Origin of the sequence: Bacillus sp. C28GYM-DRY-1, from assembly GCF_030519405.1 — a bacterium.
In the GTDB taxonomy this organism is placed as follows: Bacteria; Bacillota; Bacilli; order Bacillales; family Bacillaceae; genus Bacillus; species Bacillus spizizenii_A.
Map to the genome: position 1 here is coordinate 55,946 of NZ_JAUMKF010000018.1, position 23,715 is coordinate 79,660.

General features: G+C 44.4%; 23 protein-coding genes. 4 read left to right on the top strand and 19 right to left on the bottom strand.

What is annotated here, in order from left to right:
- Window positions 1-42: 42 nt before the first annotated feature.
- From pyk to dnaE, 6 genes are all read right to left on the bottom strand, one after another.
- Window positions 43-1,800, bottom strand: coding sequence for a pyruvate kinase (gene pyk / locus Q3W56_RS16035; RefSeq protein WP_302896171.1), 1,758 nt, complete (start codon window positions 1,798-1,800; stop codon window positions 43-45).
- Window positions 1,801-1,841: 41 nt separating this feature from the next.
- A complete protein-coding gene (pfkA, locus tag Q3W56_RS16040) occupies window positions 1,842-2,801 on the bottom strand; it encodes a 6-phosphofructokinase (protein WP_019715356.1) in 960 nt (319 codons plus the stop codon).
- 183 nt (window positions 2,802-2,984) lie between these two features.
- On the bottom strand, window positions 2,985-3,962 hold the full coding sequence (gene accA, locus Q3W56_RS16045; RefSeq protein WP_019715357.1) for an acetyl-CoA carboxylase carboxyl transferase subunit alpha: 978 nt from the start codon (window positions 3,960-3,962) through the stop codon (window positions 2,985-2,987).
- Entirely contained in the window at window positions 3,947-4,819 is an 873-nt protein-coding gene (gene accD, locus Q3W56_RS16050) for an acetyl-CoA carboxylase, carboxyltransferase subunit beta (protein ID WP_019715358.1), read from the bottom strand. The genes accA and accD overlap by 16 nt, the downstream gene beginning before the upstream one ends.
- A gap of 338 nt (window positions 4,820-5,157) precedes the next feature.
- Window positions 5,158-6,390, bottom strand: a complete 1,233-nt coding sequence (ystJ, locus tag Q3W56_RS16055) for an NADP-dependent malic enzyme (RefSeq protein WP_302896172.1) — start codon at window positions 6,388-6,390, stop codon at window positions 5,158-5,160.
- Window positions 6,391-6,525: 135 nt separating this feature from the next.
- Window positions 6,526-9,873: a DNA polymerase III subunit alpha gene (gene dnaE, locus Q3W56_RS16060; RefSeq protein WP_302896173.1), complete on the bottom strand. Its 3,348-nt coding sequence runs from the start codon at window positions 9,871-9,873 to the stop codon at window positions 6,526-6,528.
- A gap of 139 nt (window positions 9,874-10,012) precedes the next feature.
- On the opposite strand from dnaE, the gene ytrH reads away from it, so the two are divergent.
- From ytrH to Q3W56_RS16075, 3 genes are all read left to right on the top strand, one after another.
- Entirely contained in the window at window positions 10,013-10,354 is a 342-nt protein-coding gene (gene ytrH, locus Q3W56_RS16065) for a sporulation membrane protein YtrH (protein ID WP_003223537.1), read from the top strand.
- Entirely contained in the window at window positions 10,351-10,854 is a 504-nt protein-coding gene (gene ytrI / locus Q3W56_RS16070; RefSeq protein ID WP_003223535.1) for a sporulation membrane protein YtrI, read from the top strand. Before ytrH ends, ytrI begins: the two co-directional genes overlap by 4 nt.
- Window positions 10,855-10,955: 101 nt before the next feature.
- Entirely contained in the window at window positions 10,956-11,147 is a 192-nt protein-coding gene (locus tag Q3W56_RS16075) for a YtzJ family protein (protein WP_019715361.1), read from the top strand.
- Between the two features lie 17 nt (window positions 11,148-11,164).
- Here the strand turns inward: Q3W56_RS16075 and nrnA are convergent, their stop codons facing one another.
- Entirely contained in the window at window positions 11,165-12,106 is a 942-nt protein-coding gene (nrnA, locus tag Q3W56_RS16080) for a bifunctional oligoribonuclease/PAP phosphatase NrnA (RefSeq protein ID WP_302896174.1), read from the bottom strand.
- Between the two features lie 129 nt (window positions 12,107-12,235).
- Between nrnA and Q3W56_RS16085 the strand changes: the two genes are divergently transcribed.
- Window positions 12,236-12,538: a YtpI family protein gene (locus tag Q3W56_RS16085; protein ID WP_003223529.1), complete on the top strand. Its 303-nt coding sequence runs from the start codon at window positions 12,236-12,238 to the stop codon at window positions 12,536-12,538.
- A gap of 19 nt (window positions 12,539-12,557) precedes the next feature.
- Here Q3W56_RS16085 and Q3W56_RS16090 read toward each other — a convergent pair whose 3' ends face one another.
- The 12 genes from Q3W56_RS16090 to Q3W56_RS16145 form a co-directional block, all read right to left on the bottom strand.
- Entirely contained in the window at window positions 12,558-13,877 is a 1,320-nt protein-coding gene (locus Q3W56_RS16090) for a CBS domain-containing protein (RefSeq protein WP_302896175.1), read from the bottom strand.
- Window positions 13,878-13,996: 119 nt separating this feature from the next.
- Entirely contained in the window at window positions 13,997-14,680 is a 684-nt protein-coding gene (locus Q3W56_RS16095) for a metal-dependent hydrolase (RefSeq protein ID WP_003223523.1), read from the bottom strand.
- A gap of 51 nt (window positions 14,681-14,731) precedes the next feature.
- The gene (locus Q3W56_RS16100) at window positions 14,732-15,499 is read right to left on the bottom strand and encodes an SDR family oxidoreductase (RefSeq protein ID WP_019715365.1); all 768 of its coding nucleotides are present in this window, start codon (window positions 15,497-15,499) and stop codon (window positions 14,732-14,734) included.
- A gap of 125 nt (window positions 15,500-15,624) precedes the next feature.
- Window positions 15,625-15,756: a hypothetical protein gene (locus Q3W56_RS16105; protein WP_019715366.1), complete on the bottom strand. Its 132-nt coding sequence runs from the start codon at window positions 15,754-15,756 to the stop codon at window positions 15,625-15,627.
- Between the two features lie 64 nt (window positions 15,757-15,820).
- On the bottom strand, window positions 15,821-17,206 hold the full coding sequence (gene argH / locus Q3W56_RS16110; protein ID WP_302896176.1) for an argininosuccinate lyase: 1,386 nt from the start codon (window positions 17,204-17,206) through the stop codon (window positions 15,821-15,823).
- Window positions 17,203-18,414: an argininosuccinate synthase gene (locus Q3W56_RS16115; protein WP_302896177.1), complete on the bottom strand. Its 1,212-nt coding sequence runs from the start codon at window positions 18,412-18,414 to the stop codon at window positions 17,203-17,205. Before Q3W56_RS16115 ends, argH begins: the two co-directional genes overlap by 4 nt.
- 170 nt (window positions 18,415-18,584) lie before the next feature.
- Entirely contained in the window at window positions 18,585-19,097 is a 513-nt protein-coding gene (locus Q3W56_RS16120) for a MogA/MoaB family molybdenum cofactor biosynthesis protein (RefSeq protein ID WP_019715370.1), read from the bottom strand.
- A gap of 83 nt (window positions 19,098-19,180) precedes the next feature.
- On the bottom strand, window positions 19,181-20,368 hold the full coding sequence (locus tag Q3W56_RS16125) for an acetate kinase (protein WP_019715371.1): 1,188 nt from the start codon (window positions 20,366-20,368) through the stop codon (window positions 19,181-19,183).
- Between the two features lie 345 nt (window positions 20,369-20,713).
- Window positions 20,714-21,700, bottom strand: a complete 987-nt coding sequence (locus tag Q3W56_RS16130; protein ID WP_302896178.1) for a class I SAM-dependent methyltransferase — start codon at window positions 21,698-21,700, stop codon at window positions 20,714-20,716.
- Window positions 21,701-21,759: 59 nt separating this feature from the next.
- Entirely contained in the window at window positions 21,760-22,263 is a 504-nt protein-coding gene (gene tpx, locus Q3W56_RS16135) for a thiol peroxidase (protein WP_003223506.1), read from the bottom strand.
- Between the two features lie 108 nt (window positions 22,264-22,371).
- Entirely contained in the window at window positions 22,372-22,827 is a 456-nt protein-coding gene (gene ytfJ, locus Q3W56_RS16140; RefSeq protein ID WP_003223504.1) for a GerW family sporulation protein, read from the bottom strand.
- A 13-nt stretch (window positions 22,828-22,840) separates the two neighbouring features.
- Complete coding sequence (locus Q3W56_RS16145; protein ID WP_302896179.1) at window positions 22,841-23,521, bottom strand: DUF2953 domain-containing protein; 681 nt, start codon at window positions 23,519-23,521, stop codon at window positions 22,841-22,843.
- Between the last annotated feature and the right edge of the window lie 194 nt (window positions 23,522-23,715).

A 23,715-nucleotide genomic window follows, 5' to 3' on the forward strand; every position in this document is an offset into this window, starting at 1 on the left:
AAGAGAAAAGGAAGGGAATATCCCTTCCGTTTTCATCTGTAATTAAAGAACGCTCGCATGGCCTTTGTAGACTGCGCCTCTGGAAGCGTCAACTGTAATTTCTTGGCCTTCTGTCAAAATAGATGTTGCATTTTCAAGGCCAACGATTACCGGAATGCCAAGGCTTAATCCGACTACCGCAGCATGGCTTGTCAAACCGCCTTCTTCTGTAATAAGAGCAGACGCTTTTTCAAGAGATGCAATCATATCACGGTCAGTGCTCTTTGTAACAAGTACCGCACCGTCAGTCATTTTTTGCTCAGCTTCTTTTGCATTTTGTGCAATGACAACCGGGCCGAAAGCTGATTTGCGTCCAATGCCTTGGCCTTTAGCGATGATATCGCCGACAGTGTAAACTTTCATTAAATTCGTAGTGCCAGACTCACCGACAGTACCTGCTGTAATGACGATCAGATCGCCGTGTTTTACAATTCCGCTGTTCAATGATTTTTGGACAGCATCCTCAAGCATCTCATCTGTTGTGTTCGCATTCTGGCCGCTTTCTGCGAATACGCCTGATACGAGCGCAAGTTTTCTGGAAACAGAATCGTTTACAGTGACCGCAACAATTGGCGCCTGTGGACGGTATTTGGCGATCATACGCGCTGTATGGCCGCTTTCAGTCGGTGTTACGATCGCAGCAGCACTCAGGTTAATTGCCGTATGTGCGACAGATTGTCCAATTGCGTCTGTAATCGTCATTCCTACTTGATCTCTGCGTTTTGACAGAATTTCTTTATAATTTAAAGCTTCTTCAGAACGTGACGCGATGTTGTGCATCGTTTGAACCGCCTCAACCGGATAGCTTCCGGCAGCTGTTTCACCAGAAAGCATGATCGCATCTGATCCATCGAAGATCGCGTTTGCAACGTCACTTGCTTCCGCACGAGTCGGACGCGGGTTGCGCTGCATGCTGTCAAGCATTTGTGTCGCTGTAATAACAGGTTTTCCTAGCGCGTTGCATTTTTTGATCAGCTCTTTTTGCACGAGCGGTACTTCTTCAGCTGGAATTTCCACACCTAAGTCTCCGCGTGCAACCATTAAGCCGTCAGACACTTCGAGAATCGCATCGATATTGTCAACGCCCTCTTGGTTTTCGATTTTAGGGATGATTTGAATATCCTGAGCGTTGTGCTCTTCAAGAAGCTCACGAATTTCAAGCACGTCCGTGGAACGGCGTATAAAAGATGGCGCGATGAAGTCTACTCCCTGCTCAATACCAAAAACGATGTCTCGTGCATCTTTTTCAGTGATCCCCGGAAGATTGACACTGACGCCCGGTACGTTAACACCTTTTTTATTTTTAAGTGTTCCGTTGTTCATTACTTTTGTTTTGATTTCGCGTTTAGCAGCATCTACATCTAGTACCTCAAGACCGATCAGTCCGTCATCTAACAGAATCGTTGAACCTTTTTCAACGTCGTCAACTAAACCTTCATATGTGACTGAAATTTTATCTGTTGTTCCTAGTACCTCGTCCATTGAAACGATAAGCTCTTTGCCTGTTTCGAGCTCAATGCCGCCGTTTTCCATTGTATGTGTGCGGATTTCAGGACCTTTTGTATCAAGCAGGATACCGACATTTTTGCCAAGCTTTTTGCTTGCTTCGCGGATATTTTTAATTCTTGCACCGTGCTCCTCAAAATCTCCGTGAGAAAAGTTTAGACGAGCCACGTTCATTCCTGACTCCATTAATTTCGTAAGCATTTCAACACTTTCACTTGCCGGACCGATAGTACAAACAATTTTAGTTTTTCTCATTTGGTTCACTTCCTTCTGAAATCTTCAGCCTTCAGCTGACATTAAATAGACAGTTCTTTTGAAAGCTGGTACATGTTTTGCTCAACTGTGTGTTTTGTATCCAGTATTTCTATAATATCATGGTCTACAAGCTTATTGTTTTGTATACCTACACAGCGTCCGCCTTTTCCTTCTAGCAGCAGTTCAACAGCATATGCGCCAAGACGGCTAGCCAGCACGCGGTCAGAAGCGCTTGGAGAACCACCGCGCTGGATATGGCCCAGCACAGATACCCTAGTTTCAAGATTTGTTTCTTCTTCAATGCGTTTCCCGAACTCAACACCGCTGCCTACACCTTCAGCAACGATAATAATACTGTGTTTCTTGCCGCGTTCGTGGCCGCGTTTTAAACGGGCAATGATTTCGTGCATGTCATAGTCTGCCTCAGGGATTAAGATTGATTCCGCGCCCCCTGCAAGACCGGCCCACAATGCGATATCACCGGCATGGCGTCCCATTACTTCGATCACATATGTACGTTCATGAGAAGTCGCTGTATCTCGAATCTTATCAATTGCGTCAATTACTGTATTTAAAGCAGTATCGAAACCGATTGTAAAATCAGTGCCCGGAATGTCATTATCAATTGTACCCGGTACACCTACGCATGGAAACCCGTGTTCCGTTAATTTTTTCGCACCCATGTAGGAACCGTCTCCGCCGATAACAACAAGACCTTCAATACCAAGCTTTTTCAAGTTTTCTATCCCTTTTTCACGGCCTTCAACCGTTTTGAATTCAGGACATCTTGCCGTATAAAGCTTTGTTCCTCCGCGATGTATAATATCCCCAACAGATCCGAGCTCAAGCTTTTCAATCTTTCCGTTGATCAATCCTGCGTATCCGTTGTAAATGCCGTAAACTTCAACGTCATGGTAAATCGCTTTTCTGACTACTGCGCGAACTGCTGCGTTCATTCCCGGGGAATCCCCGCCGCTCGTTAATACCCCTATACGTTTCATTCTCCATTCACCTCAGCAACATATATGATTAAACATAACATGATCATTGCTCTAAAAACAATGAAAAGGGATCTCCATCCTCCCTATCAAACCTTACCTATTATACAATTAAATAAATTGTTTTTAAATAAAATTTAATGATTGTCACAAAAAATAAACGTGAGCCAAAGGCTTCACGTTTGTTTAGTTTACCCCGATATATTGATCTTCAACCGAGACCTTGCCAATTGCTTTATATTTTTCATAACGCTGCTGAACTAACTCTTCTTCGCTCAGCTTCAGCAAAGTTTTCAACGATTGTGTAAGGGTTTCGTCCATATAGCTTGCCTGCAGCTTTACATCGTGATGCGCTCCGCCTTTTACTTCTTTTATCATATGATCTATAATACCTAATTCTTTTAAATCTGGCGCAGTGATTTTCATTGTTTCTGCTGCTTTTTTAGCAAGACTGGAGTCCTTCCATAAAAGTGCCGCAGCACCTTCCGGAGAAATAACAGAATAAGTAGAGTTTTCCAACATATGCAAGTGGTTGCCTACCCCCAGACCAAGGGCTCCGCCGCTTCCGCCTTCACCGATGACGACGCAGATAACAGGCACTCGAAGGCCGGCCATCTCAAACAGGTTTTTGGCAATGGCTTCGCTTTGTCCTCTTTCCTCCGCTGCTCGTCCAGGGTATGCTCCCTTCGTATCAATAAAACAGATAATCGGTCGGTTGAATTTGTCAGCCTGTTTCATGAGACGAAGCGCTTTTCGGTAGCCTTCAGGGTGAGGCATCCCAAAATTGCGGACTAGGTTTTCTTTCGTGTCTTTGCCTCGCTGATGCCCGATAACCGTTACAGGAAGGCCATGGAACTTCGCAATCCCGCCGACAATGGCTTCATCGTCCCCGTACGCTCTGTCCCCGTGACATTCAAAAAAGTCGGTAAACAGATGTTCAATATAATCAAGCGTTGTCGGACGGTCCGCCAGACGCGCGATTTGAACACGGTCCCAAGGCTTCAGATTTTTGTAAATATCATCCTGAAGCTTAGCGAGACGGTCTTCGAGCCGTTCGATTTCCGCACTTAGATCCATATCGGAATCTTGGGTGAATTTTTTTAGTTCGGCGATTTTAGTTTGCAGTTCAATCACCGGTTTTTCAAATTCTAATCTTGCAGCCACTCTATGTCACCTCCTGTTTGATGCATATCCAGCAGATTCTCTAACGTTTTTTTCATATCGTCGCGGTGAATAACCGCATCAAGCTGTCCATGTTTTAATAAAAATTCAGCCGTTTGGAAGTCCTCAGGCAGTTTTTCTCCTATTGTCTGTTCAATAATGCGTCTTCCGGCAAAACCGATCAGCGCGCCAGGCTCAGCGAAATTGTAATCGCCAAGGGATGCAAAGCTTGCAGATACGCCCCCCGTAGTCGGATGCGTCATCACTGAGATAATGAGGCCTTGTTCTTCACTGAACAGTTTTAAAGCAGAGCTTGTCTTAGCCATCTGCATCAGACTTAATACGCCTTCCTGCATTCTAGCGCCGCCTGAGGCCGTAAAAATAATAAACGGAACCTTATCAGCTTTTGCTTTTTCAATCGCAAGCGTGATTTTTTCACCGACGACTGAACCCATGCTGCCCATTCTGAATGAAGAATCCATGACAGCGACAACAGCCGGGTGTCCGCCGATGGTGCCCTTGCCTGTCACAACAGCCTCGTTTAAGGATGTTTTCTCGCGATCTTTTTCAAGCTTTTCCAGATAACCAGGAAAGCCGAGCGGGTTTTCAGATAACATTCCCTGATTGAACTCCTCAAAGGATTGTTCATCCATCAGGCTTTCGATACGTTGTTTTGCGTTCATTGGGAAATGATAATCGCAGTTCATGCATACCCGCATATTTTTATCCAACTCTTTAGTGAGCATGATTTTTTTACACTTAGGACATTTTGTCATAATGCCTTCCGGAACATCGTTTTTCGCTTGATCAGACGGTACGGAAGCATACTTTTTCTTTTTCGTGAATATATCCTTTAACAAATGATTACCTCCCTTTTGTGAAGGGTTCTCTTCACCGCATGTCATCAATCAGATGGACTTGCTAATAACTTTACCGAAACTATTGTACTTTTTTTGTCAAACGCTGTCATCCTCAATTCGACAACTTTTTATTCAATGCCGTGTTCGGAGAGGTTCGGATGAATTCAGATAAGACGTTGAAATAACAGGATTGGCAACGCATTCAAAAGCAATGTTAAACTCGGCTGAAATTTTTTTAAAGTCGACCCCCCTAAAAAAATTTCAGCCGCAGTTTAACTTGAGAACAGCGCGCCGGTCTCCGCCAACGCGCTGCCATTTTTGGAATGAATTAATTAAAATTATTCACCAATAATCGTAAGTTTTCTCGCTTTTTCTGCGACTTCCTCAGGGTCAACAGTGATTCTAGCAACACCTGTTTCCATCGCCGCTTTTGCCACAGCTTTCGCAACAGCAGGCGCAACACGTTTATCAAACGGTGCAGGGATGACGTAGTCTGCGCTAAGCTCATCTTCTGAAACCAGTGAAGCAATGGCTTCAACTGCTGCGATTTTCATTTCTTCGTTAATGTGAGTGGCACGTACATCAAGCGCACCGCGGAAAATGCCAGGGAATGCAAGAACATTGTTTACTTGGTTCGGGAAGTCAGAACGGCCCGTTCCAATAACGCTTGCGCCAGCTTCACGCGCATCTTCCGGCATAATTTCCGGATTTGGATTTGCCATCGCAAAGATAATAGGATCTTTTGCCATACTTTGAACCATTTCTTTTGTTAATGCTCCTGCTACAGACACGCCGATAAATACGTCAGCATCAACGATGACATCTTTCAGAGAACCGTCTTTGCGGTCTTGGTTTGTAAATTTCGCCACTTCATTTTTGACATCGTTCATGCCTTCCGGACGCCCTTCATAAATCGCTCCTTTTGAATCGCACATCACGATGTCACGCACGCCGTAATGGTGAAGAAGCTTGATAATCGCAATACCAGCTGCACCGGCGCCATTTGCGACAACTTTAATGGATGACATGGATTTTCCAGACAGTTTCAGCGCGTTTACTAGACCTGCTACCGTTACGATGGCAGTACCGTGCTGGTCATCATGGAAAACCGGGATGTTTGTTTCTTTTTTGAGGCGTTCTTCAATGATAAAGCAGTTTGGCGCTGCAATATCTTCAAGGTTGACGCCGCCAAATGTTGGTTCAAGCAATTTAACAGTTTCAACGATTTTATCAACATCGTTTGTGTTTAAAGCAATTGGGAACGCATCCACGCCTGCAAAGCTTTTGAATAGAACAGCTTTCCCTTCCATGACAGGAAGCGCGGCTTCAGGGCCGATATTTCCAAGGCCAAGCACAGCTGTACCGTCAGTTACAACTGCTACCATGTTCCCCTTCATTGTATAATCATATACTTTGTTAATGTCTTCATGAATATCCTTACACGGTTCTGCAACACCTGGGGAATACGCAAGACTTAAATCTTTCGCGTTTCTGACTTCTACTTTCGATTTAGACTCAAGTTTCCCTTGGTTGACTTTATGCAGGTGTAATGCTTCTTCTCTTAATGTCATTCTCCTAAACACTCCTTATGGATATTTTTGATTCGTATATTGCTGCGTTGAATGCTGCATTCTGCGGAGTTAATCTATCTGAATATTTAAACAGGGTCACATAATTGCTCCAATTGTATAACAAAAAGGGAGTCGTTACCACTGTTTTAAAACGACGTTTTTTTGACCCAACAGCTCTTTTAAGCGATATAATACCTGGTGATCCGCATTGATATGAAACGACTCAGGAAGCTTAATCGTCTGTTTCTGCCTTTCATAATAGAGATAAACGCCTGTTTCCCCTTTATGCTCCAGCAAAATGCGCTTAATCTTTGCCAGGATCTCCTGACTGTGCTGACTGCTTTCTATTTTTATATAAACCGATGGCACGTTTTCTGCATCCATATTTTCTAATATTTCTGCCCGGGACATGATAAACTGGACCTTATCCTGCCTTACTTCACATTTCCCCGCTGTGAACAAAAGAGCTCCTTCTCTTAAAACGGGAGAAAGCAGTCTGAATTGTTCAGGAAAGACTACGGCTTCCATTTCACCGGTTTCGTCACTGAGCGTTAAAAACGCCATGTTTTGACCTGCTTTCGTCCGAATCGTCTTGATCTTCGACAGCAGAACGCCGAGAGAAAGCTGCCTTTTGACAGCCTGCTGGGCCTGCTGAATGGACACTGCCCCGTGCGCAGCCAGCTGTTTTCGGTAGGCAGAGAGCGGATGATTTGAAAAATAAATGCCGAGCGTCTCTTTTTCAAACGCAAGTAAATCCACAAGCGGAAGCTCCTCCGTCTCCACATACTTTGGCTTAATTGAAAACGATTCATCTAAAAACAATCCCATTTGGTCATCGTCCGCGGCGAATAGCTCAGTATGTTCCAAAGCAACATCAATGGATGCTAGAAGCGTGGCCCGATTTTGGCAGAATTCGTCCATCGCACCAGAAAAGATAAGTGCTTCAAGCATCTTGCGATTTACGCTTTTTGACGGTACGCGAAAGCAGAAATCGAAAAGATCTTCGAATGGTTTCTCTTTTCTTGCTTTATATATATCTTTTACTGCTGAGACGCCTACACTTTTAATCGCGCGAAGGCTGTATCTGACAGATCCGTCTTCAACTGTAAACGGAAAACTGCTTTTGTTCACTGACGGAGGAAGGATACGAATCCCGCTCCCCTTAGCTTCGTAAAGATATTGAGATATTTTATCCTCATTGCCAATGACACTTGTCAGCAATCCGCACATAAAATATAACGGATAATGAGCTTTCAAATACGCAAGCTGGCAGCCAATCATGCTGTATGCCACCGCATGGCTTCGGTTAAAGCCATAATTTGCGAATTTGACGATTAAATCGTAGACTTCATTTGCAGTGTCTACAGAATACTCCTTTTTTAAGCACCCTTCAACAAAATGGCTCCGCTCTCTGTCCAGGATTTCTTTTTTCTTTTTGCTGACCGCCCGTCTTAGCATGTCCGCTTCGCCTAAAGAAAACCCTGCCATGCGGGAAGCAATCATCATAATTTGTTCCTGATACACAATGACGCCATATGTATCTTCCAAGATGCTCCTTAAATCTTCATGAGGATAGTGGACAGGCGCCCGACCGTGTTTACGGTCGATAAATAGCGGAATATTTTCCATCGGACCAGGCCGGTACAGCGCATTGACCGCCACAATATCCTCCAAGCCTGAAGGTTTAAGCCGCTTCAAGACACTTCTCATCCCTGCAGATTCAAGCTGGAAAATTCCTGTCGTATCCCCTTTTGACAGCAAGGAGAACGTTTTGTCATCACGGTAGGAAATACTTGAAAGATCTATTTTAATGTTTTCTTCTTTTTCGATCATTGAAGTGATGGACTCAATGAGAGTCAGGTTTCGCAAACCTAAGAAATCCATTTTTAAAAGGCCCAAGTCTTCAAGATGATCCATCGCGTATTGCGTCAAATATATCCCTTCATGCCCTTCCTGAAGAGGGACAACATCTGTTAATGGTTCTTCACTCAGGACAACTCCTGCTGCGTGGGTTGATGTGTGCCTTGGCAGCCCTTCTATTTTTTTGGCAATCGTATAGACTTGCTGAAGCAGGCTTGACTCCCGAATCCGCTTATCCAGCTGCGGCGACTGCTTTCTCGCTTCATCCAGCGTCATGCCCGGCCTTGCAGGAATGAGTTTTGCAAGCTGATCTGCTTCCTTCGGACTTACGCCAAATACTCTGCCGACGTCCCGAAGCGCCGCTTTTGCCGCAAGTGTTCCAAAGGTAATAATCTGGGCAACATGCATCGCACCGTATTTCTGCTGAACGTATTGGATGACTTCATCTCTTCTTGTATCCGGGAAGTCAATATCGATATCCGGCATACTGATACGTTCGGGATTTAAAAATCGTTCAAACAGCAGATGATGTTTAATCGGATCAACATCTGTGATATACAGCACATAAGCCACAAGAGAGCCAGCCGCAGAACCCCTTCCCGGTCCCGTGACGATCCCTTTATCATGGGCATATTTCATAAAATCCCATACGATCAGAAAGTAATCGCTGAATTTCATCCGCTTGATGACACCAAGCTCATATTGAAGACGGCGAAGATATCGTTCATCAGGCGTGCCAAAACGGCTCCGGAGTCCTGCCATACAGATGTCCGTTAAATAATCATCAGCGGACGTTCCGTTTGGAGTCGGGAAAGACGGGAGACGGGTCTGCCCGAGGCTGACATCAACCCGGCATTGTTTCGCGATCTCAACAGATTCTTGCAGTGCTTCGGGGTGCTCTCGATAAATGTTTTGCATTTCTTCGAGCGGTTTCAAATCGAGATCAGGAAGGTCTTCGGCGGGTGCATCCGTCAGTTTTTCACCTGCTTTAATCGCTTTCAGACAGCGGTAGGCAGCCTTATCTTCTTTCTTTATGTAATGCACATCGCCTGTCGCCGTTACAGGGATACCCGTTTCTTCAGACAGACGCAGAATCTGCTCAGACAAGGCTTGATTCCCTTTGAAAGGCTGATAGGAGAAATAAAAAGCCCCCTTTCCGAATATAGACTGAAATTCAATTGCGGCTTGCGCAGCCTGTTCAAACAGCCCTTCTTCAAGAAGCATTTCAATATATCCTTTTTCGCCGGGCGTTATTGCGATAATGCCTTCTCGATAACTGTAAAGCCATTTCGGCTTCAGCCCGTCTTTTGATTTCGATTGCAGGACGCTGCTGATTTTCAACAGGTTTTGATAGCCTGTATTTGATTTAGCCAGCAGGACGAGCGGGTAGGCTTCAAGCTCGTTATTATCTGTAAAAACAGAAGCCGTCAAACCGATTATCGGAGTGATTCCTCTCGCCTTGCATGCTTTATAAAATTGAATAGCTCCGTACATGACATGATCATCTGTCAGCGCCAAAGACGTATATCCGAGCCTGTCAGCTTCACTGACGAGCTCTTCCACAGCCGCGGCGCTATTTAGCAGGCTGTACCCGCTGTGCACTTGCAGGTGAACAAAGGACATGCTATCACCTCTTTCTCCTTACGATCCATTTCTTTCTTCATTATAAGTCCGGTTTGCAAAAGAAACAAATGTTCTTTTTCGACTACTCATCATACTTGTCCTGAAAGCCCAATATGATATAAAAGGCGAGGTGATAAGGATGGATCAGGAAGCAGGATTTATGGTGAATTTTATTAATAGTTACTTCATTGCGTTAGGGGTGTTGATCGGGGGCGCACTCATCGGAGGTCTCGGCGCATATTTGGCAGGCGAAGCCCCGCTTACGGCGATTACAAAGCTTGCGAACCGGTTAAAGATATGGGCGCTTGTCGCAGCAATCGGAGGCACCTTTGATGCGGTATACAGCTTTGAACGAGGTATTCTTGAAGGCAATACGAGAGATATCTTTAAGCAGCTTCTTTTAATTATCTCGGCCATGGGCGGCGCGCAAAGCGGCTGGCTCATTATCTCATGGCTGACTCAGGAGCATCTTTCTTCATGAGGGTCCCCCAGCATTACAAAAAACCGGGGTGGCAGCGTTTTTTCGCGGGAATGATGTGCGGAGCCGTAATCAGCTGGTTTTTTTTCCTGTTTACCTACGGAACATTCCAAGAGGAGCAGGTCAGCCTCATCGAAAAACAAAAAGAGCATGTAAAAGACTTGAACAATCAAATTTCAATCTATCAGGAAGACCTCCATAAACTGAATGAAGATAATAAAAGAAAACTGCTGATTCAAAGCGTCAGCGTTAAATTGCTGAATGGGGATAAATATAAAATATCGCAGCCGGATAAAACGAAATTCGAGGAGCATGTAAAGGATGATATTTCAGAGGTGATTACAAAAGACATAGAGAGTGTCTATCAAACAAAAGATCTTTTAAAACGGACAATCGAAAATAAGGTGTATATGATCAATGAAAAAAAATACGAGGCAACCGTCAAGGAATTAACGATTTATACAAGATTGACAGTAGAACTTGAAATATCATTCGCCACATAATTATGGATTTTTTTAAAATCCTACAAACTTCTGTCGCTTTTTTCCATTCTTTTTTATAAACTATATGTGAGGCTTAATGGCGAAAGGAAGGAGGAAGGGAAATGGAGGTTTACAGTGACCGTCAGTTAGCAAAAGATCAAACAGCCCGGCTCAGACAAGGTTTTTCTGCATATGCCGAAACACACTCACTCGCTTCCCTCATCAAAAAAGAACTTCAATCTCACAATCTCCAAGTCTATGAGGACCTTACTGATTTTGGCTGCTGGTTCATCCCCGTCACAGATGAACACTAAGAGAGAGGGTCTCCCCTCTACTCGTGTTCTTTACATAATGCTTCCAGATCAGCTAATATCCGATCAGCTTCATCCCAACTGTAAATAGAGGCGCCTGAAGCAAGCGGATGCCCTCCGCCATTATATTTCCGGGCAAGTCCGTTAATGACAGGCCCCTTCGAGCGGAATCTAACTCTGATTTGATCGGCTTCTTCTACGAAAAACACCCAAGCCTGAATACCTGAGATATTCCCAAGCGTCCCGACGAGCTGCGACGCTTCTGATGCCGTTGTGCCGAATTTTTCAAGCGTATCTTTTTTGATAAAAACAGAAGCTGCACCGTTTTCGGACAATGACACATTTTGAAAGATATAGCCGTTAAGCTTCACCACATTCAGTTTTGTTTCATACAATTGATTAAACAACTCTGAGGAAGAGAATGGATACTGAATGAGCTCGCCTGCATATTTTAATGTTTTTTCCGTTGTATTCGGAAATAAGAAGCGTCCGGTATCTCCGACGATGCCGGCGTAGATGAGCTCTGCCGCTTTCGTATTCAGCTTCCACCCGTGCTCTTTTCCTTCTAAATACAGCTCGTAAATCATTTCACTTACTGAGCTGGCGCTTGTATCGACCCAGAGAAGGTCACCGTATTGATCTTCGTTCGGATGGTGGTCGATTTTTATCAGTTTGGCGCCGGAAGGATAACGCTGATCGTCGATTCTTTCCTGATTTGCCGTATCGCAGACAATGACAAGTGCGCCTTCATATGTTTCATTGTCCACCTCATCAAGGGAATATAAGAAAGAGAGGGACGGTTCAGGCGTTCCGACCGCAAAAATATTTTTTTCAGGATATGTTTCACGCAGGATTTCTGTAAGTCCGCACTGTGATCCGTAGGCATCCGGATCAGGACGCACATGTCTATGTAAGATAATCGTGTCATATAATGATATGGTTCTGATCAGTTCTGTTTTCATTTGATACTCCTTTATTGTTTTTATTCATTAAATCACATTCTCTGCCGACGGAAAAGAAAAATAACGTCAAAACCAAGCCCGTTTTGGTATAGAATGGGTTTGTAAACTTTTACATGGAGGATTTCATTTATGCTGGTTCTTGTTTTTTTGATTGGGCTTTCAGCCTGCTTTTATGTGTACTATAAAGTAAAAGGCGTTCGGGCTAAGCAATCTTTGGAGAAAGAAATCTGTTCAGCAAAATCAAGCATGGCCTTAGGGTCACTGGTCCTGTTCTACGGGCTCAACCAAATGATATTATTTCATTCTGTATTAACGTTAGTAATTGGCGGTATCTTTATCGTCATAGGAGCAGGAAGCGCTTGGGCAGGTTATAAAGCCTATAGGCATTACTATCCCCTTCACGCCAAAGAAGCTGAAAGAGATCACGCGTAAGGGGCGCCTTAAACGTCCCTTAGCTTCTTTCCATCAGCTGAACCATCAGCATCGCTTTTGACACGATATGGCCCTGGCTGTGCACTTCAACTTCCATTTTTCCAAACTTTCGGCCCGCCTCCAAAATGCGCGGTTTGACTTCGATGACCGATTCCATCTGCACAGGCTTTAAAAAGAAAATGGTGATGCTTTCGATGACGAGCTCGCCGCGTTTTTTCGAGCGCAAAAACCGGTTGGCCGCTTGCGTCAGAATGGTCGTAAACACACCATAAGAAATGGTTCCGAGCTGGTTTGTCATCTGCGGCGTGACTTCATACTCGTAAACCGTTTGATCCTCTTTATCATCACCCTCATCTTTAAATCCCCTTGAAACGATATCATCAAGCTTCTCCCCGACCTGCGGCTGCTTTTGAATCATTTGAAGCGCTTTTAACACGTCTTGGCGGCTGATCATGCCAATCAGTTTTTGGTGGCCGTCAGTGACGGGTAGCACTTCGATTCCTTCCCATACCATCGTTTGCGCGGCTGAGGCGACAGAGGTTTTCCCAATAACCGTAACAGGATTTTTGGTCATGACCTTTTCGATAGGTGCGTTTCGGTCATGGCCGGCAATATCTTTTGATGTTAGGATGCCGTGGATTTTCATCTGGTCGTCGACAACCGGGAACCGGCCGTGCCCCGTTTCAAAGTTTTTCTCATACCACTTTTCAAGTTTATCCTTAGGCGAAAGATATACCGTACGGTCAGCAGGCGTTAAAATGTCCTCGACCAGGACAATTTCTTTTTTGATCAGCTGGTCATAAATCGCCCGGTTAATCATTGCGGCGACTGTAAAAGTGTCATAGCTTGTGGATAAAATCGGCAGCTCAAGCTCATCTGCCAGCTGCACAATGCTGTCATCCGTGTTAAAGCCCCCGGTCACCAATACAGCCGCGCCCGCTTCGAGCGCCTGTCTGTGTGCGTTGATTCTGTTTCCGACAATTAAAAGATTGCCCGCTGCGGTGTAACGCATCATCGCGTCCAGCTCCATCGCGCCGATGACAAATTTATTCAATGTCTTATGGAGTCCGGCTCGTCCTCCGAGCACCTGTCCGTCTATGACATTTACGACTTCCGCATATGTAAGCTTTTCAATATTCTCTTTTTTCTTTTGTTCAATCCTGATTGTACCCACACGTTCAATTGTGCTGACAAACCCTTTATTCTCTGCTTCCTTAATTGCTCTGTACGCGGTCCCTTCGCTTACTTTCATTTCCTTTGCAATTCTTCGCACAGAAATTTTTTCACCGACAGGCAGTGAATCAATATACGATAAAATTTGTTCATGCTTCGTTGCCAAGCGTTTCACCTCTAAGGACAGTCTTCTGCTTTTATTATAAGGTTTCGGAGGATTTATACGCAATGAGCGGAGAAAATAAAAAACATCCCCCAGAGAAATCAGGGGATGTTTTCATTCGTTTAAAGCTCGATCGTCTCACCGACCGCCATGACTTTTCCGACTCCGCCCGGCAGGCTGTCAGCGAATGCCTCAGGGTCTTGTTCGATGACCGGGAATGTATTGTAATGCACCGGCACGACCTGTTTTGCGCGCAGCCATTCAGCGGCAAGCTTTGCGTCTTCAGGCCCCATCGTAAAGTTATCGCCAATCGGCAAAAAGGCAATGTCGATATGATTCAATTCGCCAATAAGTTTCATATCAGAGAAAAGAGCCGTATCGCCCGCGTGGAAAATCGTTTTATCTTCTACTGTCAGCAAAATACCGGCTGGCATGCCTGTGTAAGTTATCGTTTTGTTTTCTTCATCTGTGATGGCTGATCCGTGAAAGGCCTGTGTGAGTTTCACTTTTCCAAAATCGAACTGGCGGGAGCCGCCGATGTGCATCGGATGAACATTCAAGCCTTTCCAGCCTAGGTACACGGCGAGCTCGTTCGGAGCTACAACCAGCGCGTTGTTTTGCTTGGCGATTTGCTCAGTGTCGCCGACATGATCATTGTGGCCATGCGTCAATAAGATAACGTCTGCTTTTACATCCTCCGGCTTTACATCCGTTAACGAATTCCCTGTCAAAAACGGATCAAATATAATATGGTGATCCTTCGTTTCCACTGTGATTACAGAATGTCCGTGATATGTCACTTTCATTTCTTTCACCTCGTCCATTTTTTATTTTCCCTTTTTAAAAAGCTGAAAAACTTATGTTGTTTGATTCTTATTAATGACATTGAGGCCTCCGGTGGCTTCAATGACAGTCCCTGTCACAAGGTCTGAGTTCTCCTCGCACAAGAAAGCGATAATCCGGGCGATATCCTCGCCTGTGCCGGATCTTCCTATCGGCGTTTTGTCTTTGCCGATTCGCTTTCTGGCTTCCTCTATTGATGCTTCCTTCATGTCACCGACAATGTCACCCGGGCAAACCATGTTGGCAGTTATGCCGAATTCGGCTTCTTCAATGGCGATGGTCTTTGTTAAAGAAGCCAAACCCACTTTCGCAGCGCCAAATGCCGACCGGTGAAGCCAGCCGGGCGCGTGCGCCGCACCTTGGAATCCGTACGTGATAATACGTCCGAATTGCTGTTTCCTCATAATAGGAATAACCGCTTTGAATAAATGAAAGACAGCGCTTAAATTACCTTCCAGCATGCCGTACCATTCATTATCAGTATAATCGGCTAACTTTTTACGTTCAAATATGTATGGTCCCGCGTTGTTAATCAAAAAGTCGACCCTTCCGAAGCGGTTTAAGGCTGCCTCTGCAATACGCAGCAGATCTTCTTTTTTGGTGACATCACCTTTTACAAATTGCAGCCGGTCAAGACAATCAGGACAGGCTTCCTTTAGGCGGCTGACAGCCTCCTCGTCCTGTCTGTAATTGACTGTTACTGAATACCCCTTTGCAAGCAACGTCTCAGTCACTTTGCGGCCTAAACCCTTCGAACCGGCAGTAATTAAAGCATGTCGCACATGAATACCTCCCAAGCAACGTCGCCGCTTTCAATAAAGTGTTTCTTCTTCTACTTTACTATAAAAGGCCTTCAATATCACTTTTTACACTTTGACATACAAAAAAAGCTGCCTGTACAGACAGCTTATTCTGCAGAAGATGAAGGCTCCTGATCATGCATATCGACATAACCGCTTTGATATGCTTCTGAAATGAGCCTTGTTGTCTCCTGGCTTTCTTGTTCATCATATATATAGCGTTCCAGTTCTTTTTTCATCCTTCTGCCTCCCATCATTATAGAGGTAGGTTGGCTATAATGGCGGGATTTTATGAAGGAAATTTTAACAAACTCCTGCTGCCACGCTAGCTTTTGCTTTTTTAAGCGCCTGCTCCACTTGTTTGAATCCGGTGCCCCCAGCGCTCATTCTTTTTTCAACTGCGTAGTAAGGGTCTAACACAGTGTAAATATCTTCATCGAAGAGCGTGCTCGCCTGCTGAAAATCGGCAAACGGCATATCGCTTAAATAGATCCCTTTTTCGATGCATGTGTATACAAGTTTTCCAACCACTTCATGCGCTTCTCTGAACGGCATTCCTTTTTTCGCTAAATAATCGGCCAGTTCTGTCGCATTTGAAAAGTCTTGTTTTGTCGCTTGCTTCATGACCTCTTTGTTTACAGTCATTGTTTGGATCATGCCTGTGAAGATTTGCAGGCTGCCTTCAACCGTTTTCACTGTGTCAAACATGCCTTCTTTGTCTTCTTGAAGGTCTTTGTTGTAAGCGAGCGGAAGACCTTTCATGATTGTAAACAGCCCCATCATATCACCGTATACGCGTCCCGTTTTTCCGCGGATCAGCTCTGCCATATCTGGGTTTTTCTTTTGTGGCATCATACTGCTTCCTGTTGCGTACGTATCGTCAAGCTCGATGAATTTAAACTCCTGAGAGCACCATAAAATAATTTCTTCAGAAAAACGGGATAGGTGCATCATCAGCATACTGCTGTTGCTTAAAAACTCCAAAATGAAATCTCTGTCGCTGACACCGTCCAGGCTGTTTTCATAAATAGAATCAAATCCGAGCAGTTCTGCTGAATAATTACGGTCGATTGGGAAGGTTGTTCCCGCCAGCGCCCCGCAGCCAAGCGGTGATTTGTTAATCCGCTTCATTGAGTCCTGAAAACGCTCCTTATCACGCTCCAGCATCCAGAAATACGCAAGCAAATGGTGAGCGAACGAAATCGGCTGGGCGCGTTGCAGGTGAGTGTATCCTGGCAGAATCGTTTCGACATTCGCTTCCGCCTTTTCGATCAGCGCGCATTGGAACGCCTCAATTAGCTCGATGATGTGGCCCACATGATGTTTCAAGTATAAATGCATGTCAGTTGCCACCTGGTCATTCCGGCTTCTGCCGGTATGCAGCTTGCCGCCAAGAGGGCCGATTTCGTCAATAAGCATTTTCTCAATGTTCAAATGAATATCTTCATAATCAACTGAGAATTCCAATGTTCCTTCCTCTGCTTTTTGCAGAAGGGTATTCAGTCCCTCACGGATTTTCAGTTCTTCCTCTGTTGTCAGGATACCGCATTTTTTCAGCATGGCAGCATGTGCGAGAGACCCTGTAATGTCTTCAGTGACTAAATTTCGGTCAAATGATATAGACGCGCCGAACTCGTCGACCCATTTTTCCGGTGTTTTTTGAAATCGGCCTCCCCAAAGCTTCTTCATGCTTTAATCTGCTCCTTTTTTTTCACGATGCTGTTCACTTTTGTCGGAAGTCCCCAAAGCTCGATAAACCCAATTGCCGCATGGTGATCAAACGCATCGTCTTTTGTATATGTTGCAAGTTTTTCATCATATAAAGAGTATTCTGATTTACGACCTTCCACAATCGCATGGCCTTTAAACAGCTTTACGCGGACAATGCCTGTGACATGCTTTTGCGTTTCTTTTAAGAAAGCATGCAGCGCGTCTTTTAACGGCGAGAACCATAAGCCGTTATAAATAATTTCTGACATTTTTTGCTCGATAATCGGTTTAAAGTGGGCTACCTCCTTAACCAAGGTTATATCTTCCAGTTCTTTATGCGCTTTGATGAGTGTTATCGCACCAGGGCATTCGTATACTTCCCGGGATTTAATGCCGACAAGACGGTTTTCCACGTGGTCGATACGTCCGACACCGTGTGCGCCTGCCATTTCGTTCAACTTCAGAATCAGTTCAGAAAGTGAGTAAGATACACCATCAATGGATACAGGCACACCTTGTTTAAATGCAATTTCAATCACTTCGGGCGTATCCGGCGTTTTTTCCAGCGGAGCTGTTAAATCGTAAGCACCTTCTGGCGGCGCAGCCCATGGATCTTCTAAAATACCGCACTCATTTGCACGTCCCCACAGGTTTTGGTCGATTGAATACGGGCTGTCAAGATTGATCGGAATCGGAATACCGCGGCTTGTTGCATATTCAATTTCTTCTTCACGTGACCATTGCCATTCCCGAACCGGCGCGATAACTTCGAGGTCAGGGTTTAATGATTTAATGGATACTTCGAAACGAACTTGGTCATTTCCTTTCCCTGTGCATCCGTGCGCAATCGCCTGTGCATCTTCTTTTTCCGCGATTTCAACCAGTTTTTTCGCAATCAGCGGTCGAGATAATGCTGAAACGAGCGGATATTTTCCTTCATACATCGTATGGGCCTGTAAAGAGATAAGCGCGTAGTCCTGTGCAAATTCTTCTTTTGCATCGATCACGTAGGAGTTTGTCGCGCCGACTTCCAGCGCTTTTTGCTGAACAAATGCCAAATCTTTGCCTTCACCGACGTCCAGGCAGCAGGCGATTACATTATACCCTTGCTCCTGAAGCCATTTTATTGCGACGGAAGTATCAAGACCTCCTGAGTATGCTAATACGACTTTTTTCTGTTCTGACATGATAAAAATCCCCTCTCAACCGTGTTTCGTTTTTGTATAAAAATAAGTTATATTTAATAAAAATACATTTTGTATGTATACACTTTAACAAGTACGTTTCTTTTTTTCAAGCCTTTTATGAAAAAAACTTCACCTATTTTTGCAGGTGAAGTTTCGTAGTATTTATTCATTTACTTGTCTTTTCTGATTTCTCTGACTACATGTGCAAGTTCGGGAATTATCAGCTTATTCATTGCCAGCTTTACCGCGCCGCTTGAGCCTGGTGTCGAGAAAACAGCTGTATGCTGAATGACACCAGCAGTGGCTCTCGACATGATTGCGGCAGAGCCGATATCCTCTGTATAACTCAGCATCCTGAAGATTTCTCCAAAGCCGGGCAGCTCTTTCGAAAACAATGGCGTGATGGCCTCAATTGTGACGTCTCGATTTGCTATGCCTGTCCCTCCGTTTAAGAGAACCGCGTCTGTCTGTTCATCCATGCAGCCCGCAAGCACTGCCCGCTGCAAAGCATCCTTTTCGTCTTTTACAATTTCATATGCAGCAATATGATGACCGGCTTCTTCTAAAAACGAGATCATCAGTTTGCCGCTTTTATCGGTTTCCTCTGTTCTCGTGTCACTGACTGTCATGACTTTGCACCGAACGATATCCGGAGCTTCCTGTCTATGCTCTTGAACGCTCATTGGCCCACCTCTTTATTTTTTCTGTCTGTCACTATCATGCATCAACAAAAAAGCACATTCAAGAGAATGTGCTTTCATGCGATTTATTTTGCTAAACGGACAACGTCACGCGCAATCATGACTTCTTCATCTGTCGGAATGATCATGACTTTTACTGGAGAGTGCGGATAGCTGATGAAAGCTTCCTCGCCGCGTACGTTATTAAGTGCAGGATCCCAGTATACGCCCATGAATTCTAGGCCGCGAAGCACGCGTTCTCTGACTTCTACACTGTTTTCACCGATACCGGCAGTAAAGATGATCGCATCTACACCGCTCATTCTTGCAGCGTATGAACCGATGTATTTGTGGATTCTGCTTGCGAAGACTTCAAGGGCAGTTTCCGCACGCTCATTTCCTTCTTTCGTTGCTTCAACGATGTCACGAAGATCGCTTGAGAAACCGGAAATGCCGAGCAATCCGCTTTTTTTGTTTAATGTATTCAATACTTCGTCAGCCGTTTGGCCTGTTTTCTCCATGATGTATGGAATCAGGGCTGGGTCGATGTTTCCAGAACGTGTCCCCATTGCAACACCGGCAAGCGGCGTAAAGCCCATGGAAGTATCAATTGATTTGCCGCCTTCTACAGCCGCAATACTTGCGCCGTTTCCAAGGTGGCAGGAAATCAAGCGTAAGTCTTTTAACGGGCGGCCGAGAAGCTCTGCCGCGCGCTCAGTCACATATTTATGTGAAGTGCCGTGGAAGCCGTATTTACGGATGCCGAACTTTTCATAGTATTCATACGGCAGGCTGTACAGGTAAGACTGCTCAGGCATTGTTTGGTGGAATGCCGTATCAAAAACAGCAACCGCAGGAACATTTGGAAGCACTTCTTTAAACGCTTTAATTCCAACGATATTTGCCGGGTTGTGAAGCGGTGCCAATTCAGAAATATCTTCAATTTCATTTATGGTTTCATCCGTTAATAAAACAGAATCGCTGAATTTTTCTCCGCCGTGCACGACGCGGTGGCCGATTCCGTCAATTTCATTCAGATCTTTAATAATGCCGAATTCCGTTAACTTGTTCAGCAGCATTTTAACAGCTACCGCATGATCCGGAATATCAGTTACTTCTGTATTTTTTTCGCCGTTTACAGAAATGGTGAAGACGCTGTCGGCGATACCAATTCGTTCAACTAAACCCTTTGTTAAAACGGTTTCTGAAGGCATTTCGAAAAGCTGAAATTTCAAAGACGAGCTTCCTGCGTTAATTGCAATAATTTTGGACATGATTGACGCTCCTTTATACTCTGTATCAACAACTTCGTTTTCGTACTTTTTTCCCGGTGAATATCCTCATCTTCTCCGAAAAATATCTGACTTTTCCATTTAAACATTGTCATGTCGGCATTTCAAGTCAACTTATGTATTGATAACGCTTACAACGAGAAGTCGTTATTTTCAGACATATTACCTATAGAATTCATGTTGACGAACGCTTACATGTTGCGGTTTTTCTTTCTGTATTTTGTGTTTCAAAGCGGAATTCAATTCGCCGGTCATGTCTTCAAGTGCACAAATAAAAACAGCTTAAGCATCCATCGCATGACGGCTGCCTAAGCTGCTATTTAACATCTATTTTTCTTTCTTAAACCACGCATCCAATTGAACCATCATATCAAGCATAGGCTTCTGATTGGAGAAAGACGGAAGATTCGCAAGCAAAATTTGGCTTGGCGCTTTTGTCTCCTCTCCTTTTTTCTGGAGCACAAGGATGCTTTTGGCATGAGCCTCGTCTTTAAAAATGGATTTTGGAAGCTGCAAAAGCGCGTTGATATGAACTTTATCTTTGAAAAACTGCTTCAGCTTGTCGCTTTGGGAGCTCTCAAATAAATGATTCGGGATCATAAAAAATAGGTAGCCGCCCGGTTTGGTGTGCTTGACGCTTTGCTCAATAAACAGATGATGAGCGAAGGAATGGCCTTCGTCAGCTTTAAGCTCAAACGCTTCTGCCCCTTCGTCATTCGGATAATAGCCGACTGGCAGATCGCATATGACCGTGTCAACAGGATCGATAAACAGCGGCTCAAGGCTGTCCTGATGGAAAAGCTCAAGCTCTTTTCTCAGAAGGTTCGCTTGGGCATACGCGATTTTCAACAGCACATCATCAATTTCAATGCCATAGCTATTTGCCGTTTTTTCAGACAGCTGGTTCAGCACGGTGAACAGAAGGTTTCCCGTTCCTACTGCCGGATCAAGAACCGTCAGTTCCTTTTTGTCCGCCATAAACTTATTCACTAAATAACTGATGAACAGCCCGATCGTGTCCGGCGTCATTTGTCTGTTCGGATGGGAGATATCTTTCAGTCCCTTTAGGACGGCAAGCTGAAAAGCTTTACGAACCCACTCGTGTTCATACGTGCCGAATTCCGCTTTTTCTAGAAGAGCCTGAAGCTGTTTGGCTTTCTCATCAGGAAGTTTTAACTGATCCGTTTTTTCAAGAAAATACATTTCTCCCGCTTCAGCCAGCGCCTCTATATATGAAATTTGCAATTCATTTTTTATCGTGATCGCGGCTTCGTTTAACAGCTCGTAAACCGCACCTACATGGTCTTTTTGCATATATGTTCCTCCTTGCCATGAAAAAAGCTCCGGCGGCAGCCTGGAGCTTTTTTCCGTGCTTACTTCACTAATGCCTTGGCAGCCTCAATTGGCTTTTCATAGTTCGGGTGGTTTGTTGCTTCGCTTACATATTCAGCGTAAACGACTTTTCCGTTCTCATCAAGGACGAATACGGAACGTGCAAGCAGACGAAGTTCTTTAATATACACACCGAACGCTTCGCCAAATGACATATCTCTATGGTCAGACAGTGTTTCCACTTTGTCAATTCCGTTAGCACCGCACCAGCGCGCTTGTGCAAATGGAAGGTCTGCACTGATTGTATAGACGTTAACATCTCCAAGCTTTGCAGCTTCTTCGTTAAAACGGCGTGTTTGCGCATCACAAACACCTGTATCAATTGAAGGGATAACAGAAATAATCGTTACCTTTCCTTTCATATCAGCTAACGATTTTTCTTCAAGGCTGTTAGTCAGCACTGTGAAATCAGGAGCTTGATCTCCTACTTTCACTTCTTGTCCAACGAGTGTAACCGGACCGCCTTTAAATGTAATTTCAGCCATTATAATTCCTCCCTTTTGTATGTATGTCTCTATCATAGTAAAGTTTCCTGCAAACTGCAAAGTATATGCCAAAAAAAAGTTAACTGCGGCCGCCGCAGTTAACCTTCTTTAATAATTCATATTGTTCATTTGGTTTTGATTTTGGCCCTGACCTTGGTTCTTGTTATTTTTCTTGAACATTTGCTGGATGCGCTCAAGGGTTTGAGGGGCCGCATCTAAAATTTTCTCAATCAAATGAGTATTTTCATCTAAATGAAGCATTCTGATTCCTGTCGATCCGACAATTAAAAACGCGATCGGCGTAATGGACACACCGCCCCCGCTTCCGCCTCCGAAAGGAAGTTTTTGTTCCCTTGTCTCATCGTCTTCCGATTTCTTTTCTGCCGGCTTTCCGCCAAACTCGCTTCCGCCTGCGGCGAATCCGAATCCAACTTTAGAAACGGTTAAAATCACGCTTCCATCCGGCGTTTCAACCGGATCTCCGATGATGGTGTTAACATCAATCATTTCCTTCAAGTTTTCCATTGCTGTTTTCATTAAACCTTGGATGGGATGGTCTGCCATATATGCTTCCTCCTTAAACTGATGAATCATTCTTTGAGGTCATTCGGGACGACGGATTCTTCTTTAATACGGATAGCTCCCGTCCGTATTTGACGAATTTGAAAGCTGCAAGCATAGCATGTCCAAAGCGAAAAAAGAATATACACTGGAAATGGGTCTTGGAGACAGGGACTTGAAACGATGGAATCACTTGATAGACGGGTTTATTCACAAAGTCCAGATGGTCATACAGCATTGCAGCGATACCGCCTTTCACACCCCATACAGCACCTGATAATACACCTGTCACTGCCGCGTCCTGAATTCCGACAACTGTGACCCATTCGAGTTTTGTGATATGCAAATGCGCCAGAAAAGACGCGCTGAGTTTCCGTAATTTGGTGACCTGATGCAGAAGCATTTCGATTTTATGAATGCTTTGCTCTACATCATCAAATGAAATTTTTTTCTTGCTGCTGCTTTTTTTTATTTTCGATGTTGATTTTTGTTTGATATCAACTGTTCCGTCCTCTTTATTCACCTTAATCGCCGGAATTGTTTTTTTGATCCGTATGAGGCCAAACAGCGTCGTGATCTTCAAGGTCATTTTGTCGTTATCATCAGTGTGAAGATACTCTGCAGCGACATGAACTTTCATTCTAAGAAGCAGCACGATACCTATGAGAATAAAAAGGGCTGTCAGCACATATACCATATTCTTCACTTCCTCTAGAAGCATTATCGCCAAATCAGAAAAAAATAAACCCGGACGAGGTCCGGGTTTCAGCTTGTAGAGAAAACGATGTTTTTCTACAAGCTTTTTTTGTTTTACGCTGTTTTTTTGGATATTCGGCTGATTTCAAAAACAGAAAAAGAGCTCCCACATACCTAGCCCTGCTTGGCTAGGTA

What these genes read in the sequence shown, in the direction of transcription:
- Q3W56_RS16125 (WP_019715371.1), bottom strand. Translation starts at nt 20,368, where the DNA reads ATGTCCAAAATTATTGCAATTAACGCAGGAAGCTCGTCTTTGAAATTT.
- pyk (WP_302896171.1), bottom strand. Translation starts at nt 1,800, where the DNA reads ATGAGAAAAACTAAAATTGTTTGTACTATCGGTCCGGCAAGTGAAAGT.
- Q3W56_RS16085 (WP_003223529.1), top strand. Translation starts at nt 12,236, where the DNA reads ATGCTGGTTCTTGTTTTTTTGATTGGGCTTTCAGCCTGCTTTTATGTG.
- Q3W56_RS16145 (WP_302896179.1), bottom strand. Translation starts at nt 23,521, where the DNA reads ATGGTATATGTGCTGACAGCCCTTTTTATTCTCATAGGTATCGTGCTG.
- Q3W56_RS16075 (WP_019715361.1), top strand. Translation starts at nt 10,956, where the DNA reads ATGGAGGTTTACAGTGACCGTCAGTTAGCAAAAGATCAAACAGCCCGG.
- Q3W56_RS16095 (WP_003223523.1), bottom strand. Translation starts at nt 14,680, where the DNA reads ATGAAAGTGACATATCACGGACATTCTGTAATCACAGTGGAAACGAAG.
- tpx (WP_003223506.1), bottom strand. Translation starts at nt 22,263, where the DNA reads ATGGCTGAAATTACATTTAAAGGCGGTCCGGTTACACTCGTTGGACAA.
- pfkA (WP_019715356.1), bottom strand. Translation starts at nt 2,801, where the DNA reads ATGAAACGTATAGGGGTATTAACGAGCGGCGGGGATTCCCCGGGAATG.
- Q3W56_RS16105 (WP_019715366.1), bottom strand. Translation starts at nt 15,756, where the DNA reads ATGAAAAAAGAACTGGAACGCTATATATATGATGAACAAGAAAGCCAG.
- ytrH (WP_003223537.1), top strand. Translation starts at nt 10,013, where the DNA reads ATGGATCAGGAAGCAGGATTTATGGTGAATTTTATTAATAGTTACTTC.
- argH (WP_302896176.1), bottom strand. Translation starts at nt 17,206, where the DNA reads ATGAAGAAGCTTTGGGGAGGCCGATTTCAAAAAACACCGGAAAAATGG.
- ytrI (WP_003223535.1), top strand. Translation starts at nt 10,351, where the DNA reads ATGAGGGTCCCCCAGCATTACAAAAAACCGGGGTGGCAGCGTTTTTTC.
- nrnA (WP_302896174.1), bottom strand. Translation starts at nt 12,106, where the DNA reads ATGAAAACAGAACTGATCAGAACCATATCATTATATGACACGATTATC.
- dnaE (WP_302896173.1), bottom strand. Translation starts at nt 9,873, where the DNA reads ATGTCCTTTGTTCACCTGCAAGTGCACAGCGGGTACAGCCTGCTAAAT.
- Q3W56_RS16120 (WP_019715370.1), bottom strand. Translation starts at nt 19,097, where the DNA reads ATGAGCGTTCAAGAGCATAGACAGGAAGCTCCGGATATCGTTCGGTGC.
- Q3W56_RS16115 (WP_302896177.1), bottom strand. Translation starts at nt 18,414, where the DNA reads ATGTCAGAACAGAAAAAAGTCGTATTAGCATACTCAGGAGGTCTTGAT.
- Q3W56_RS16130 (WP_302896178.1), bottom strand. Translation starts at nt 21,700, where the DNA reads ATGCAAAAAGACCATGTAGGTGCGGTTTACGAGCTGTTAAACGAAGCC.
- ystJ (WP_302896172.1), bottom strand. Translation starts at nt 6,390, where the DNA reads ATGACATTAAGAGAAGAAGCATTACACCTGCATAAAGTCAACCAAGGG.
- ytfJ (WP_003223504.1), bottom strand. Translation starts at nt 22,827, where the DNA reads ATGGCAGACCATCCCATCCAAGGTTTAATGAAAACAGCAATGGAAAAC.